The organism is Sulfitobacter pacificus, assembly GCF_030159975.1.
In the GTDB taxonomy this organism is placed as follows: Bacteria; Pseudomonadota; Alphaproteobacteria; order Rhodobacterales; family Rhodobacteraceae; genus Sulfitobacter; species Sulfitobacter pacificus.
This window is the reverse complement of record NZ_BSNL01000019.1, coordinates 1-16,271: the sequence shown is the minus strand read 5'-3', so window position 1 is coordinate 16,271 and position 16,271 is coordinate 1. Positions and strand designations below refer to the sequence as shown.

The window sequence follows — 16,271 nt, the reverse complement described above, 5'->3', positions numbered from 1 at the left end:
ACGAGTCCACAGATTGAGCAAGAGGTCCGTCCACCGGTTAAATGGAAATTTCCTCGACGAGAGAGGCAATTTCGGCCGAATCCACCCATGAAACTAAAGCGACACCAGTGATGAAATTAAACTGATTTTCAGCATATCTTTTCATGTCCGATAATGCAAACTTATTGGACGTAATAGAGAACAGCAAGGTGCGGCGGTTTCGACGCTATTTGATGGATATAAGCGCCGCACTGAGGTAGGCTTTCGGCATGACATTTACCCAATCAGACCTTGCTGACACTTCCGATACGCTACCCCGGATGCCGCCGTGGGTCACCTCTGCGCGCGCGGAAACCCTTGAAGATGTGGCGTTTTTGTCAGGGGCGGCACTGGCCACGCTGCATCTTGTGGTGGGGCGCGCGGATGTCCCCCACGCCTTGTTGCGGGACAGGCTGAGCCTGACCGCGTCAGAGGCTTGCATGCGTTTGCTGGGTCGACCCGAAAGGGCAGGGGAGCTTCGGGACGCAGTGCATCTGTTGCGACCGGGCGATCAGCCAGGTCCTGCGGGGGCGATCTTTCTGCAATGGCAGCGGGCGGCCGCACGACCCATCTCGGTGAAGGCGCTGCAGCGCGTTTTGCCTTCCGTAACCGCTGAACAGATTGCCACGTGGTTGGATACGGGGCGGGGTGGGCCGGTCATGCGCGCCGCGACTATTATGGAAGTGGTTCTGGCGGCGCATCCGCGTGAGGAGGTCATGGCCTTGATCGTTGCCGATGCCGTCTTGGCACAGTCTTTGGGATGGACCCACGTTCTGCCGCTTCTGGCGACCGAGTTGAAATCGCGCGATCTGCGCACCAAGGGCGAGGAGCTGCAGCTGGCCTGTCATACAGCGTTGGTCTCTTCGATTGGTGCGACGCTCCCGATTGCGTCTGACCTGACCCGTCGCGCAGCGCGCCTGCGGGCCGTCATCCCAAAGCTGCGAGCGAAGGGGGCAGCGGACGCGGTCGCGCTATTCCTGTCGAAAGATGCGCTGTCGCCGGCGATCGCTTTGACCGGTCGCACTGGCATGAGCGGCCGCGCGGCGCGGCGGCTCTGTGATCGGTTAGTCGCCTTGGGTGTGGTGCGGGAATTGACCGGACGCGACACCTCCCGATTGTACGGGGTCTGAAATGGCAAAGGATCGGCCTGACGCAGATGTTGACCGCGAGCTTGAGGAGCTACCGGTTGAACTGCGTTGGCGCGAGTGGATGCGCAGGATCGAGGCGGTGCTGTTTGCCTCTGCTTCGCCGGTGCCACGCGAGGATCTGGCGCGCGTTGTAGGGCAGGGAGCTTCAGTCGATCTGCTGATTCAGGATTTGCAGGTAGACTTGGCCGAACGTCCCTATGAGCTTGAGGCAGTCGCTGGTGGCTGGATGCTGCGCACGCGCGCGACTTATGCTGCTGTGGTCCGGGCTGCGGCGGATGTAGGTGGGCAGGATCTGGATTTGCGCGAGTTTGACGTCGCCGTTCTGGCCGCGGTGGCCTACAATCAGCCGATTACGCGTGATGGGTTAAAGGACATTTTTGGCAAGGAGATCAGCCGTGACGTGATTGGGCGGCTGCATGCGCGGGATCTCATTGCCACCGGGCCGCGCAGTCCCCGCAGAGGTGCGCCTTACACCTTCGTGACGACGGAGAAATTCCTCGTGGCGTTTGATCTCGAAAGCCTGCGAGATCTGCCAGATCGGGAGCAGTTGGACGATGCCGGGGTGGGCGTCATTGATGAATAATGCCTGCTGGGTCACAAGGCACGCGATCTGATAGTATCTTAGGTGAAGCAGGTAAGCGCGGTAATGATCGACAGAGATTACGTGTGTTTGCACAGCGCAGAAAACGTATATCTGTACATCAATAATGACATGTACGGTGCCGTTTTTTTCTTGATTGGGTTTAATATTCTAAAAATTTCACAACTCAAAAACCTAAAACGTGATCGACATTAAAGCCTAAATATACTACAGCCTCAAACCCTAATGACCGAACAGGTGGAGGGTTTGTGAGATGGCAAGTGCAGCGGAGAAATTGGCGGAGTCCTTGGAGGTTATCAGCGACCTTCAGTCAAAGGGTGTCATCGCTATTAGGTCTACCAATTTGACCAGAACTCATCGGGAACGATTGCTGAAAGCTGGATTTATAAAAGAAGTGATCAAAGGCTGGTACATTATGTCCCGGCCTGACGAACGCGTCGGTGAAAGTACCGCTTGGTACACCTCCTTCTGGGGATTCTGTGCCCAATACCTCTCGGATCGATTTGGTGAGGATTGGTCGTTGTCACCCGAGCAGTCCCTGAAGTTGCATGCAGGCGATACGGCAGTCCCGGTGCAGCTGCTCGTCCGAGCCCCGAAGGCGGGCAATATGAAAACTGACTTCCCACACAAGACCTCGATCTTCGAGACCCGTGCGACGTTTGCGATGGGAGACGCGCTTGTCGTCAAAGATGGGTTACGCCTGTTCTCAATAGAAGAGGCATTGATCCGCGTACCTGAAAATTTCTTCAAACAGAACGCGACAGATGCGCGGACGATCCTAGCGATTATACCAGATGCTTCTGCCCTCTTGGCGCGACTTTTGGAGGGTGGGCACACCAGTGCAGCAGGGCGATTGGCGGGGGCGTTTCGAAGTATTGGCAAGACAAGAATTGCCGATGAAATCGTCTCAACTATGAAAGCGGCGTCACATGATGTGCGGATGAGCGATCCGTTTGCGGAAAGCGTGACTGTCCTCAATGCCGGGCGGGAAACGTCACCGCATGTGCACCGCATCCGGTTAAAGTGGGAAGCCATGCGCGAAGCAGTGATCGCGCATTTTCCTGCCGCTCAGCCGATCACAAATGATGCCGAAGCCTATCTGACCGCGATGGATGAAATCTATGTGACCGATGCCTATCATTCGCTGTCCATCGAGGGCTATCGGGTCTCACCCGAACTGATTGAGAAAGTGCGCTCAGGAGGTTGGAACCCGGATGGGGACAAAGAAGATCTTGCGATGAAAGATGCACTTGCGGCACGCGGCTATTGGGAGGCGTTTCAAAGCGTCCGTGAAAGCGTGCGCGCCGTTCTTGAAGGTGAAGATGTTGGAGAAGTCGCAGAGCGTGATCTGACAGCATGGTACCGGGCGTTGTTCACGCCATCTGTGGGGGCAGGCATACTGAAGGCGTCGCAGCTTGCGGGCTATCGAAACGCGCCAGTCTACATTCGCGGCTCTCAGCATGTGCCGATGAGCGTCGAAGCCGTCCGTGAATGTATGCCTGTGTTTTTCGAACTTCTACGGGCTGAGACCAATCCTGCGGTTCGTGTAGTGCTCGGTCATTTTATCTTTGTATTCATACACCCGTTCTTAGATGGGAACGGCCGTACGGCTCGGTTCTTGATGAATGTGATGTTGGCTGCAGCAGGACAACCATGGACGGTGATAAAAGTCGAAAACCGTGCCGCATATATGGTCGCGCTGGAAGCCGCGAGCGTCCGAGAAGATATCGTGCCATTCGCTAAGTTTCTGGCAGATACGCTTAAGGATCAAGAAACAGAAGCGATAGGATAACAAGGGCAACGTAGTCGGTCCAAACCGCCAATTCCCAGAACTTGGGGCTCGTATGCTATAGGCGCAAACCGAACAAGCGAGCTGTCGCGAAAATCATGATATTTGCAACGGTCGGCACTGGCCATAGTAACAAGGCCCATAGATTGGTGCATAAATCCGGTGCGCAATGTTTTTGAATGATCTAAGATGTTCTCATGCTTATTGGCCCCATCGGAAGGTTTCTTCGTAAAACCACGCTAAGGGAGAACGGATCCTGAACACGGGTTACTGTGTGGCGTTTCTGATCACCTTGTAAGCTGTTGACCTGCCTATGCCGAGGTGTTTGGCGGCTTGTGAGACGGATTTTCCTGCGCCGACGAGGTCTTGGAGAGCTGAGATTGTTTCGGGCGGCAATGGCGGTCGCCCAGGGGCGCGACCATGCTTTCGGGCGTTGATCAGTCCGTCTTTGGTGCGCTCCGAGATCAGGCGGCGCTCGAAATGCGCAATGGCGCCGAAGACATGGAACACCAGTTCACCTGCGGCGGACGTTGTGTCGATCCGCTCCTCCAGGCTGATCAGATTGATTTCTCTGGCCTTGAGGTCATCGACCGTTTTGAGCAGTTCCTTGAGCGACCGACCCAGACGATCGAGCCGGATGACAGCAAGCGTATCGTTGGGGCGGGCCTGATCGAGTAAGGCAGCCAGACCGGGTCGGTTGAACGTCTTGCCTGAGATCACGTCCTCGAACACGCGTACCGCGCCGTGCTGTAGCAGTCGGTCTTTCTGGCCAGACAGATCCTGATCAGCGGTTGAGACCCTTGCATATCCGAGAATGTCGCCTGTGCGTGGCATGGTGTCTCCAAAACGACCGTTTTAGGGCCTGATTTCCTGTGGCCGCTCTAATCTTGGATTAGGACGGTAAATCTGTCTTTTTATCAGTCTCTATAATATTGGGCGTCTTCAAACTTGCAACAGCGTTTTGAGGACACCTTATGGCCCGCAGACTTCTTTCCTCCCGCGCGTATGCGGAACTCTTCGGGGTGCCGACAGATTCCGAAGCCTTGATCCGTCACTATCTGCTGAGCGGAGATGACATTGACCTGATCCGTACCCGACGCCGCGCCGAAAACCACCTTGGGCTTGCGGTGCATATTTCCTTGCTGCGCCACCCTGGCCTGGGGTGGGGCGAAGACCTTATGCCGCCCGCTGAAATGATCACCTGGCTTGCAGAGCAACTTCAGGTCGATGCTTGTTCTCTCGACGATTATGCCGTCAGGCGAAATACCCGGCACGAACACCATGCCCTCGCGATGCATCATTTGGGGCTGTCTTCCTTCGGGCCGGAGCATGTGCAGCAAGCAGAGGATATTGCCACGAGGGCCGCATTCGCGACGGATCACGGCGTCAATATTGTCGAGACGCTCATTGCGGCACTGCGAAGGCACCGTCTGGCGTTGCCGAGCGTCGGCACAATCGAGCGCCTCGCTTTGAAGGGCCGCGCACGCGCGCGGCGGGAGGCTGCCGCTGCGCTGTTCGACGCCCTATCACCAGAGCAGCGCGGCAGGCTGCAGAGGCTTCTGGTGAACGACCCATCCGTTGGGCAAACGCGGCTCACCTGGTTGCGCGGCTTTCCGCATTCGACGAGTCCCGCCAGCATGACCGCGCTTCTGGACCGTCTGAAATATCTGCGATCATTGGACTTGCCGCCAGACCTTGGACAGGGCTTGCACCCGGACCGGCTGCTCAAGTTCGCGCGCGAAGGCGCCGTGGCACCCGTGAGTTTGCTGAACGATTTTGGTGAGCGGCGGCGGATCGCAACGCTGGCGGCACAGATGACGGATTTATCCATCACGATCACCGACGCGACCATCGCCATGTTCGAGCGGCTGACCGGCCAGCTGTTCTCAAGATCCCGCAACCGCCAGGAGGAGGTTTGGCGTATGGGCAAGGCACGGGTCGGCAAGCTGATGCAGCTCTTCGGCGAGTCCATTGATGCCATGGCCCGCGCACAAGAATTGGGGCAGGATCCCTTTGCTGCGCTCGATGTAGAAATCGGTTGGGACAAGCTCTTGGGCACTCGAGCTGAAATCGCCGGCTTCGGGGAACTGGCCACCAGTGATCCGCTTTCCCTGGCGGCTGAGCGCTATGCCTATATGCGTAAGTTCGCTCCTGCTTTTCTTGAAGCCTTCCAGTTCAATGCCACCGATGCAGGGGATGAGCTCAAGGACGCGATTGCCTTGTTGCGCGACCAGAACCAGACCGGCAAGCGCAAGTTGCCGGATGATCCGCCCATGCCCTTTGCCGCCAAGCATTGGCGGTCGCTGATCGTTCAGGACGGTCAACCGAAACGACGCGTTTACGAAACCGCCGTTGTCTCCACCTTGCGAGACCGTTTGCGCGCCGGGGATGTCTGGGTCGATGGCAGCCGTGAGTATCGCCGGTTCGACAGCTATCTCATGCCCCGAGACAATGCCGAAGCCGCTATGCGGGACGCTGGCTTCGAGACCAATCCGGAGGCTTGGCTGGCTGATCGCCGGGCCACGCTGGCGAAACGCCTTGACCAAGTGGACCACGCCTTGAAACGCAATGCTTTCCCTAGTGTCCGGATTGAGCGCGGGCGACTGAAGATCACGCCACATGACGCGGTGACACCTCCCGCTGCAGTGCGTCTGGAGCGGGCGATTGACGCCGTGATGCCACGTATCCGCATCACGGAGTTGCTTTGGGAGGTGAATGCGCAGACGGAATTCCTCGACGCCTTCACCGATCTGCGGTCTGGCAAGCATCACGATGAGCCGGCTGCCGTCTTGGCCACGATTCTGGCCGGGGCGACCAATCTCGGCCTTGAGCGGATGGCCTATGCCTCATCGCGTGTCAGTCATGCGCAGCTGACCTGGGCGCAGACATGGTACCTGCGGCCAGAGACGTTCGCCGATGCCTTGGGCCGCATTGTAGACGCTCATCATGGCCTTTCCTTTGCGCAGCACTGGGGCGCGGCCGAACACAGCTCGTCGGACGGCCAATTCTTCTCCGCGAACCGGGGCAGCGGGGTCATCAACGCCAAATACGGGCCAGACCCCGGGCTGAAGATCTACTCCTTCCTGTCAGGCCAATACGGATCGTTCCATTCCAGTGTGATCGGAGCGACGGCAGGGGAGGCACCCTTTGTGCTCGATGGTCTCCTGGGAAATCCAGCCAGCTTTGACCCCCTCGTCCATTACACAGATACCGGCGGCGTGTCGGACCACGTCTTTGCTCTATTCCATCTGTTGGGGATGACCTTCGCGCCGCGTTTGCGCGATTTTCCCGATCGGCGGTTGGCCTGCTTCGGAAGCGCGAAGGCGTGGGCAAACTTGTCGCCCATCATCGGCAAGCCGATCAACGAAGAGGTGATCCGGCAGCATTGGGGCGACATCATGCGGCTCGCGGCCAGCATTCAGGACAAGTCTCTGAAACCGTCCGAAATCCTGCGCAAGCTTGGGGCGTACCGGCAACAGAACCGGCTGTATCTTGCCCTCGGTGAAATCGGCCGGATCGAACGCACGCTCTTCATGCTCGACTGGATCGAGAACGCCGATCTGCGCATGGAGTGCCACGCAGGTCTCAACAAGGGCGAAGCGCGCCACTCGCTGGCCAGGGCCGTATTTGCGCATTCACAAGGGCGTATCCACGATCGCTCTGACGCGGCCCAACAGAAACGCGCCATGGCGCTCAACCTCGTCATCGCCGCCATCACGTTCTGGAACACGATCTACATGGATAAAGCCGCCGGCCATCTTGCGAAGTCTAGCCCCTTATACGATCCAGCCCTCCTGCCGCATACATCGCCGCTCGGATGGGAGCACATCATCCTGTCCGGCGACTTCGACTGGCATTCCGGAGCCGCTGAGCGCAAAATTGCACGACCGTTAAACATCAGGCCAAACCGAGACGAAAGCTCGCGATCGGGTTCGCTAATTGTTCTCACTTAGCGTGGTTTTACGAAGAAACCTTCCGACGGGGCCAGTTTCGATTAAGTAATAACCCTTACGCTCCGTCAGTAATTGACCTGTTCGAAGCCGTAGTTTCCTTCATAGTCGCGCCAATCAACGAAAACTGATCGATGGTAAATACTCGGGCAATTGTACCCCCATCTTTCAAGGCCAATATGTGCCTCGGGTAGAGCTGCTGGAGCAGACCGAGCCCATGAAAAATCACCTTGGGTTCCATAGGTGCCAAGGTAAATGGTTGCGGATCGGTTGCAATCTCCGTCACGGCCAGACTCGTTTTGGCGTGCGTATCTAACATCGTAGACGCGGATTGAGCGTACAAAGTTGAATTCGGGGCCGCTGATGTCGATGTCAGCGCGGTCTTGGACCAACTGGAGCGCAAGTCCTTCCGGAAGCAAGTTCGGCTTTGGTCCGTCAAAATTCAAAACGGCATTTTCAGAAGGCAGAGGTTCGGTTGTAGGCGCCAAAAGCGGTCGCAGGCGATCCTGACTAGTGAACAAAATATCGTAGAAACGACCTTGATTATCCGACGGTGCAACTGGATCATACGATACGCCCATCGGGCACCGCCAAATCTGCAATGGCGGTTCAACAGGCCAAGGCGTGATCCGGCGGATGAATTCGGCGCGTGCACGGGCGCACGGAACTGATGCTGGCCAACCGCCAGAGAGGCACAGCAGTATTGCGCAGTCGATCTGGTAAGTTTGAGCCTGAACACGATTGGCAAGACCTACGGACGAACCAACAAGTGCAAGTACGACGACAATTGAGTATTTTCGAAATGAGCGAAGCATGTGAAGCATCCTATCGAGTAGGGTATAAGCAGCATAACTCCGTTAGTATATTATTACAACGTTAAATATATTATTGATAATGTTGCAACCAAGTAGAAATGTCACCCGGTCTGCAAAGCAGAAGTGTCACCAAATGCGCTGAGGGGAGCAAAGCCTGACAGGGCGGAGACCTCAATTATCGCAGCCCTGGCTGGCTTTGCTGGCCGCGTTTCGCTTGCGGTCTGCGAGGGTGTTCCAGCCGTTGTTGCGGCGTCCGTTCTTCTGGTATCCGTTTCTGGCACTTTCCGGGCGCACCTCGGCGCTGGCGGCGACCTTGTCCTGTTCGGCCTTGATATGGGCCAGCACTGCGCTGAGGTGTTTGTTGTCGGTGATCGCCGCGTGCGTGACGCGCTGCTGATGCGGATCGAAGATGGTGCAGGGCAGGGCAACGCCATTGTGCCGAACCTGGATGCGCCCGTCAGGGAACTCGTAGGTGTCGGCGTATTTACCGACCAAACCGCGCGTCAGATCGTTGACCTCCAGCCGGATGCGCTTGTGGTCGTACTTCAGGGTCAGATCCTTGCTGACATAGCGTTTGTTGCGCAGACAGAAGATCTCGGCCAGCCGATCCGGTGCGGCGTTCAACGCACGGTGCAAATTATCCGGACGGGCAGCGGGCTTGGCAAGCCTGTCGTTATAGCGTTCCATGAAGCCAGGAAGGAAGGCATTTGCAGCCTTCATGTCCGAGATGCCCGCGATGCGCAACTCTTTGACCAGGCGGTCCTGTAACGTCCGGTTCGCACGTTCCACGCGGCCCTTGGCCTGGCTGGTATTGGCGCACAATATCTCGATCTGCAGCTCTGCCAGAGCGCGTCCGAACTGGGTCATGCCGGTCATGTGCTCGCTGGGTTTTGGCACGCGAAAGACCGTGTGCTTGTCGCTGTAGAAAGCAACTGGGCGGCCGTGCGTCGTCAGATAGCGCTCCAATGCTTCGAAATAGCTGAAGGTGCTCTCTGACTTGACGAAGCGCAGTTCCATGAGCGTGCTGGTGGCATCGTCGATGAAGACGAGCAGGGTGCAGGGATCGCCCCGATCCTCGAACCAGCGGTGCTCCGAGCCGTCAATCTGTATGAGCTCGCCAAAGCATTCTCTGCGCAATCTGGGCTGATGAAATGTCCGACGCTGTTTGCGCGAGAGCCAAAGACCGTCTTCCTGCATCCACTTGCGAACCGTCTCGCGCGACACCTTGAACCCATGATGCTCGGCCAGCATCTCCGCCGCCAGGGTCGGCCCAAAGTCGGGATAGTTGTCTTTGATCAGCGACAGCGCGTAATCCCGTTTGGCTTTGTGGATGCGATTGTTCGGGGGCTTGCCGCGCGCCTTGTGCCGGATCGCCGACGCGCCATCCTGACGATAAAGCTTCAGCAGCCGGAAAATCTGCCGACGCGTCAGTGCCAGCATGTTCGCAGCATTGTCGACGCTCAGCCGTCCATCATCGACCTGCGCCAAAACCTCCACGCGCTTCAACTCGCGCTCGCTCATAACCACCCATCCCATGCCCAATCTCCCTCAGTCTCGGAAGGGAGAGTGACATTCCTGAATTGCTCATGGGTGACATTTTAGCTTTGCGGCTACATTGATAATAATACGCATAATCTATCTTATGTTAAATATAGCGTGGCAAGCCGGATACTAAGCAATTAATATTGGCTCAAATTGGCAGATTTTGCGGTAGCAGATCAAAATTATGTGGACCACTACATCGTCGTATTGATCATTCTGCAGCAACATCACCCGTTTCAAACGCCCCTTCGGATTGCCAGCGCTGCGCGACTTCACCCAAGGATTCGAGCACTTGGCGCAGATCGTCACCTCGTTCAGTCAGACCATAGGTAACGGCGGGCGGGATCGTTTGGGTCTGATCGCGCCAGATCACCCCGGCCGCCTGCAACATTCGCAACCGTTCGGTCAGAACACGAGTCGAAATTCCCGGCACTGCCCGTTTTAGCACCCCAAAACGTTGTGGCCCGCCGTCACTAAGGACCCAGAGAATATAAGTTGTCCACGGCCCCATCAGCAAGCGCAGAATGGAGTCCATGGGACACGCGGGCGGTGTTGTTTGTTTCATTTTGAGGTTCTCCAAGGGCAGTTACTTTTCAGTGCCTACTTTTCTTTCAAAACTAAGACGCTTTATAATACTAGAGCGAATAGCAAAACCTAGCAAGGGTGAGCCATTCGGAAGAATGCCCAGGCAAATATTACAAAAAAAGCGGACGTCGAAATGAGCGAAAAATCTGTGAAAATTACATACTGGGCGGCAACCGGGTTGGTTGCGTTGGTCTATCTGGGCGGGGCGACATTTTACATCACCGCGCATGACATGGTTGCGGGAATGTATGAGGGCTTGTTGAAGTACCCAACCTACATAATATGGCCGTTGGCCATCCTAAAGATCGTGGCGGCCGTAGTCATCCTTTGGCGCCCGTCGACGTTCCTGTCCGATTTCGCCTATGCGGCGATGTTCTGGCACCTGTTGCTGGCCGCTTCAGCGCATATAGCTGCGGGCGATCCGGGCTGGCCGCCGGCGATCATCGCATGGGCGGCACTGATCATATCGTTCCTGACGCAAAACCGGGTTCGCGAAAAGAAATCGCCCTACGGTGATTTGCTGAATAGCGCGGCGTAACCGGAATCTTAGCAACCATAGGCGGGCTGGATCGTCAGGCTTCGCTCGCAATAAAGACGAAAGGATGCAGTACATGACCCGAATGCCAACGATGTTCATTCCACACGGTGGAGGCCCCTGTTTCTTCATGGACTGGGACCCGCCAGAAACCTGGAACCGGCAGCGCGAGTTCCTTGCCGATGTGTCCGCGTCATTGCCGGAAGCCCCCAAGGCGTTGCTGGTGATTTCAGGCCATTGGGAAGAGCCGCAATTTACGGTGCAGAAAAACCCGGCCCCGTCGCTGTTGTTCGATTATAACGGGTTTCCACCTCACACCTACGAACTGACTTGGCCCGCGCCCGGCGATGTCGCGCTGTCCGACAGGGTGCAGACGCTGGTCGAGGCGGCCGGGTTCCCCTGCCCCGTTGATGAGGCGCGCGGTTACGATCACGGCGTGTTCATCCCGCTCAAGGTGGCCTTTCCGCAGGCAGACATTCCCTGTGTGCAGCTTAGCTTGCGAAGTGATCTTGACCCAACTGCGCATATTGCGGTCGGGCGGGCACTGGCACCGTTGCGAGATGAAGGTGTTCTGATCATCGGTTCGGGCAACACCTATCACAACATGCAAAAAATGATGCATGCGATGCGGGGTGGTGCAACCGATTCCGTGAACGGGCAGGAATTTGACCGCTGGCTAAGCGATGCGGCCACCCGCACCGATCCAGCAGAGCGTGATCAAATGCTGGCTCGGTGGGACGCCGCCCCTGGTGCCCGCGATGCCAACCCGCGCGAAGAACATCTGATTCCGCTGCATGTTGTCGCGGGGGCCGCCCTTGCCGACAAAGGCGTGAAAACGCTGGAGGATCACGTGCTCGGAGCAGTCGAAAGCGCGTTTACCTTTGGCTGAATCCCATCAGACGCTTGAACATCCAAATCCAACCCGAAAAATCGAGGAATACCCAATGACAAACATTCAAAACGGCCCTTTCATCGTCACCGGTGCATCCGGCCAACTTGGCCGACAGGTCATCGACAATCTGATTGCGGCCGGTGCCGGTCCGATCATCGCCGTCTCCCGTTCGCCGGAAAAGCTGGCCGATCTGGCTGACAAGGGAGTTGAGGCCCGCAAGGGTGATTTCAACGACCCCGCATCGTTGAGCGCGGCTTTTGCGGGTGGCAAGCGTTTGCTGATCATTTCGACCGACGATCTGGAACCAGGCAAGCGACTGGCAGCGCATAAAAACGCCGTTGCAGCCGCGACGAAGGAAGGGATCACACATATCGTTTATACGTCATTGACAAACCCGGTTGAGGAAAGCCCGATCACGTTCGCCAAAGATCACAGCGACACCGAAGCGCTAATCAAGGACACCGGTGTCGACTATACCATCCTGCGCAACAACCTTTACACCGATCTGGTGCTGATGGGTGGTGGGCAAAGCATTGGAATGGGGCAACACTTCGCCGCTGCCGCTGAGGGGAAAACCGGCTATGTTACTCGCGCCGATTGCGCCCGCGCCGCTGCAGCGGCCCTGATGCAGGAAACCGGTTCAAGCGTTTTGGACATCACCGGCCCCGCGGCGCTTTCCCAAAGCGACATCGCGGCCTTCCTGTCGGAAATCTCGGGCAAGGATATCCCCTATATCCCGATCTCAACCGACGATCTGGTCCAGGCAATGATCGGCGCTGGCTTGCCAGAGTTCATGGCAAAGGTTTTTGCGTCCTTCGACGAGGCGATGGCCAAGGACTATCTGAGTGTTGCAACGGGTGATCTGGAAAAACTGACCGGACAGGCCGGCCAGTCGGCGCGTGATTTCTTGATTGCCAACAAGGCGGCCCTGCTCACCCCACCGGCGCAATAAGGAAACCATGATGAAGCTTTACAACGCCAATTTCTCGCCCAACGCCCTTCGGGTGCGGGCGGTTGCCCTGGAACTGGGGATCGATCTTGAGATCATCGAGGTCGACATACGCGGCGGCGACAACCGCAGCGTGGAATTCCTGTCGATGAATCCCAATGCCAAGGTGCCGGTGCTGGCAGACGGCGATTTCGTGATATGGGAATCCCGCGCCATCAATTCCTATCTGGCAAGCAAGAAACCCGAGCGCGGTCTTTATCCTGACGACCCAAAGGCCCGGGCAACGGTGGATCAGTGGCTTTACTGGCAGACAATTCACCTTGGTCCGGCAATGCAAAAGTTGTCGTTCGAGCGGTTCCTGAAAGCGAAGTTCGGCATGGGAGAGGCGGATCAAAGCGTCATAGACGCCGAGTTGAAGAACGTAGATCAGTTCCTAGCAGTGCTGGAATTCGGCCTTGCGGGCAAGGATTGGATCGCGGGCGATCTTAGCGTTGCGGATTTCGCGCTGGCCTCGACATTCATGTACCGTGTGCAGTCTGATATCTCGCTTGACGATCTCCCGAACGTCGCGGCCTGGATCGAACGGCTTGAGGCGCGCGCTTCGTGGAAGGAGGCGTTTGCACCTGTTCGGGCCCTATTTGGCGTTTAGAATCCACGGAAATATCTGCGGGGGCGAGGTATTCGCCCCCGCCCCAAAGAAGGCCATATCGTGCAAATAGGCATATACACATTCGCAGAGTCGGGCGCCGATCAAGCTGGCAGCGTCAGCCCTTCCCAAAGGCTGCGCAATCTGGTTGAGGAAATCGTGCTGGCCGATCAGGTCGGGCTGGATTGGTTCGGCGTTGGCGAACATCACCGCCCCGACTATGCAGTTTCAAATCCTGCTGTAGCGCTGGCAGCGGCGGCTACACAAACCAAAAACATCCGCCTTTCCAGCGCCGTCACTGTGCTTAGTTCCGATGATCCGATTCGCGTCTTCCAACAGTTTTCGACGCTGGACAACCTGACCCAGGGGCGCGCCGAGATCATGGTCGGGCGCGGTGCCTTTGTTGAATCCTTTCCGCTGTTTGGTCATGCGCTGGATGACTACGACGGCCTTTTTGCTGAAAAACTCCAGCTTTTGATGATGGTGAACGAAGCCGAACACATAAGTTGGCCTGGCACAAAACATTTGCCTGCGGTCGATCATCAGGGCGTCTATCCACGTCCCTATCAGGACAAGCTGCCGATCTGGCTGGGTATCGGGGGAACCCCACAATCGGCGGTGCGGGCCGGCACACTTGGCCTGCCTCTTGCGCTTGGTATAATTGGCGGGGAACCTGTGCGGTTTGCGCCTTTGTTCGATCTTTACCGCTCTGCCGCCACCAAGGCCGGGCACGACCCGGCCATCTTTGAAACCTCACTGAATGTGCATGGGTTTGTGGCCGAAACCAGTCAAGCCGCCCGCGACATTTACAGTGGCCCGCATAACGAGGTCATGACCCGACTTGGCGCAGAACGCGGATGGCCCCCGGCAACCCGTGAACAGTTTGATACCATGAGCGGCCCCAGCGGCGCGTTGTTCGTGGGCGGCCCCGCAGAACTGACCGACAAGATCCTCGCCCATCATGAAATCTTCGGCTTTACACGGATTACCATTCAGATGGCGATCGGGCGGCTCGATCAAAAATCCCTGATGAACGCGATCGAGATCCTGGGAACCCGCGTTGCACCGGATGTCCGCAAGGCTCTGGGGTCCTAACCATATAAACCACAAAGGCTGGAAATGTTTGAACTGACGCCCCGCATCGGCCCGCGACCAGAGACTACCGATTGCGCGCCTCACGAGCAGGTAAGCCAAAACCCCGATGCCAGTACCTATCAAAAGCTCAAAGAGCGCGCATTTGATTTTCCCTTTGTCGAGCGTCGCCCCAGCATTATCTCTGTCCCCGGAGCCGAAGCTCTTTGGCTGGCACATGATCATGCCCACGGCTGTCAAGAATCTTTTATGGTGGGAAATGAGTTTGCCCATGTGCATCCGCATTATGACGGCTCCATGCATCTGATGCTGCCAATCGAATGTACGCTTGAACTGTTCGCTAAAGGATGGGGCGAGCCGCACCCGATGGCGGCCTCAGGCATGATCCCCGCAACCGCCGTCATGGTGTTCGCCGCGCGGGACACAGCCGAGATCGAAACAGCATTGAAAATCCTCGCTACGTCTTATGATTTCGCGCGTGGAAAACTCTCAAACCCCGCGTCGATCCGGCTGTGAAGCTGGCTCCCCCATGTTTCTGAACGCATTTAGCGCCCGAGCTGGCGCATTAAACCTGAGCAAAATCTGCGAACTTTTGAGCGGAGGACGAGGCGAAATGAGTTTCGGTCAATTTCAGATGTTCGTGACAAGTCAGAGTAGTTACACGTGCCAGATCGATACCGTGGGGTTTCGTGCCAATGGCACCGCAAAGAGCGTTAACCTCTCAGTTCAACAAACACGTTAATTCATCCGGAATCCAGTTCTTGCCGTCTAAAGCCGCTTGGCAATTTCTTCCAACATCACTTCGGTTGCGCCGCCGCCAATGGCCTGAATACGCGCGTCGCGAGACATCCGTTCAACCGGGGTTTCGCGCATGTAGCCCATGCCGCCGTGAAACTGAACGCAATCATACATCACCTTGTTGACCAGATCGCCGCAATAGGCCTTGACCATCGAAACCTCTTTGACACAATCCATCCCCTGAGCGTCTTTCCACGCCGCGCTGTAGACTAGTTGCCGGCCAGCCTCGACCTGGGCGGCGCGCTCGGCAAGTCGGTGACGGATCACCTGTTTGTCCCATAGAACACCGCCAAAGGCAGGACGATCCTTCACATAATCCAGCGTCAGTTCGATGGCTTTCTGCGCCTCACCCATGGCCATCGCTCCCAGAACCGTTCGTTCGTTCTGAAAGTTCTTCATGATGGCGTAGAAACCCTTATCAACCTCGCCCAGAATATGGTCGCCTGTGACACGGACGTTGTCAAAAACCAGTTCGGCAGTATCCGAACACAGCCATCCAGTCTTGTTCAGCTTCTTGCCGACCGAAAATCCCGCTGTGCCTTTTTCGACTGCAAAGATCGTGACCCCGCGCGAACCTTTTGCTTCGGTGTTGGTTTTGGCAGCGACGAAAAACAGATCGCCATGCACACCATTAGTGATGAACATTTTGGTACCGTTGATCACCCAGCCATTGCCGTCGCGGACCGCGCGTGTGCGCATTCCTGCCACGTCTGACCCGGCACCGGGTTCGGTTACGGCAACGGCACAGACGCTTTTGCCTGACGTGATACCCGGCATCCAGCGTGCCATTTGTTCGGGTGTGCCTATGTCGTTGTGCCCTAATTAAAGAGAATAGAGGCTAATTTTTCCCTGACTTTTCAATGGCTGCTTGTACCTCTATTTGTGGCATTGTACCTTTAATTAGGATACTG

15 protein-coding genes are annotated in these 16,271 nt (G+C 56.8%); 10 read left to right on the top strand and 5 right to left on the bottom strand.

The window, feature by feature from the left end:
- Positions 1-248 precede the first annotated feature (248 nt).
- From QQL78_RS20395 to QQL78_RS20385, 3 genes are all read left to right on the top strand, one after another.
- Positions 249-1,148, top strand: coding sequence for a DUF1403 family protein (locus QQL78_RS20395; RefSeq protein ID WP_284376607.1), 900 nt, complete (start codon positions 249-251; stop codon positions 1,146-1,148).
- Between the two features lies 1 nt (position 1,149).
- Positions 1,150-1,749, top strand: coding sequence for an SMC-Scp complex subunit ScpB (gene scpB / locus QQL78_RS20390; RefSeq protein ID WP_284376605.1), 600 nt, complete (start codon positions 1,150-1,152; stop codon positions 1,747-1,749).
- A 271-nt stretch (positions 1,750-2,020) separates the two neighbouring features.
- Entirely contained in the window at positions 2,021-3,559 is a 1,539-nt protein-coding gene (locus QQL78_RS20385) for a Fic family protein (RefSeq protein ID WP_284376603.1), read from the top strand.
- A gap of 264 nt (positions 3,560-3,823) precedes the next feature.
- On the opposite strand, the gene QQL78_RS20380 is transcribed toward QQL78_RS20385, so the two are convergent.
- Positions 3,824-4,390: a recombinase family protein gene (locus tag QQL78_RS20380; protein ID WP_284376601.1), complete on the bottom strand. Its 567-nt coding sequence runs from the start codon at positions 4,388-4,390 to the stop codon at positions 3,824-3,826.
- 140 nt (positions 4,391-4,530) lie between these two features.
- On the opposite strand from QQL78_RS20380, the gene QQL78_RS20375 reads away from it, so the two are divergent.
- A complete protein-coding gene (locus QQL78_RS20375; RefSeq protein WP_284376599.1) occupies positions 4,531-7,509 on the top strand; it encodes a Tn3 family transposase in 2,979 nt (992 codons plus the stop codon).
- A 65-nt stretch (positions 7,510-7,574) separates the two neighbouring features.
- On the opposite strand, the gene QQL78_RS20370 is transcribed toward QQL78_RS20375, so the two are convergent.
- From QQL78_RS20370 to QQL78_RS20360, 3 genes are all read right to left on the bottom strand, one after another.
- On the bottom strand, positions 7,575-8,321 hold the full coding sequence (locus tag QQL78_RS20370; protein ID WP_386259515.1) for a hypothetical protein: 747 nt from the start codon (positions 8,319-8,321) through the stop codon (positions 7,575-7,577).
- Between the two features lie 171 nt (positions 8,322-8,492).
- Positions 8,493-9,857: an ISNCY family transposase gene (locus QQL78_RS20365; protein ID WP_284376595.1), complete on the bottom strand. Its 1,365-nt coding sequence runs from the start codon at positions 9,855-9,857 to the stop codon at positions 8,493-8,495.
- Positions 9,858-10,074: 217 nt separating this feature from the next.
- Positions 10,075-10,428 (bottom strand): winged helix-turn-helix transcriptional regulator, encoded by a 354-nt coding sequence (locus QQL78_RS20360; protein ID WP_284376594.1) that lies wholly within the window; start codon positions 10,426-10,428, stop codon positions 10,075-10,077.
- Between the two features lie 153 nt (positions 10,429-10,581).
- On the opposite strand from QQL78_RS20360, the gene QQL78_RS20355 reads away from it, so the two are divergent.
- The 6 genes from QQL78_RS20355 (at position 10,582) to QQL78_RS20330 (ending at position 15,078) form a co-directional block, all read left to right on the top strand.
- Positions 10,582-10,986, top strand: a complete 405-nt coding sequence (locus tag QQL78_RS20355; protein ID WP_148057199.1) for a DoxX family protein — start codon at positions 10,582-10,584, stop codon at positions 10,984-10,986.
- Positions 10,987-11,059: 73 nt separating this feature from the next.
- Positions 11,060-11,872 carry a DODA-type extradiol aromatic ring-opening family dioxygenase gene (locus tag QQL78_RS20350; RefSeq protein WP_148057198.1) on the top strand — a complete coding sequence of 271 codons (813 nt, stop codon included), beginning with the start codon at positions 11,060-11,062 and terminating at the stop codon, positions 11,870-11,872.
- A gap of 55 nt (positions 11,873-11,927) precedes the next feature.
- Complete coding sequence (locus QQL78_RS20345) at positions 11,928-12,827, top strand: NAD(P)H-binding protein (protein WP_148057197.1); 900 nt, start codon at positions 11,928-11,930, stop codon at positions 12,825-12,827.
- Positions 12,828-12,837: 10 nt separating this feature from the next.
- A complete protein-coding gene (locus QQL78_RS20340) occupies positions 12,838-13,473 on the top strand; it encodes a glutathione S-transferase family protein (RefSeq protein WP_284376583.1) in 636 nt (211 codons plus the stop codon).
- 60 nt (positions 13,474-13,533) lie between these two features.
- Complete coding sequence (locus QQL78_RS20335; RefSeq protein WP_138925280.1) at positions 13,534-14,565, top strand: Atu2307/SP_0267 family LLM class monooxygenase; 1,032 nt, start codon at positions 13,534-13,536, stop codon at positions 14,563-14,565.
- Positions 14,566-14,589: 24 nt separating this feature from the next.
- Positions 14,590-15,078 carry a luciferase domain-containing protein gene (locus QQL78_RS20330; protein ID WP_089423290.1) on the top strand — a complete coding sequence of 163 codons (489 nt, stop codon included), beginning with the start codon at positions 14,590-14,592 and terminating at the stop codon, positions 15,076-15,078.
- A gap of 252 nt (positions 15,079-15,330) precedes the next feature.
- On the opposite strand, the gene QQL78_RS20325 is transcribed toward QQL78_RS20330, so the two are convergent.
- Positions 15,331-16,149, bottom strand: a complete 819-nt coding sequence (locus tag QQL78_RS20325) for an acyl-CoA dehydrogenase family protein (protein ID WP_284376576.1) — start codon at positions 16,147-16,149, stop codon at positions 15,331-15,333.
- Positions 16,150-16,271 lie beyond the last annotated feature (122 nt).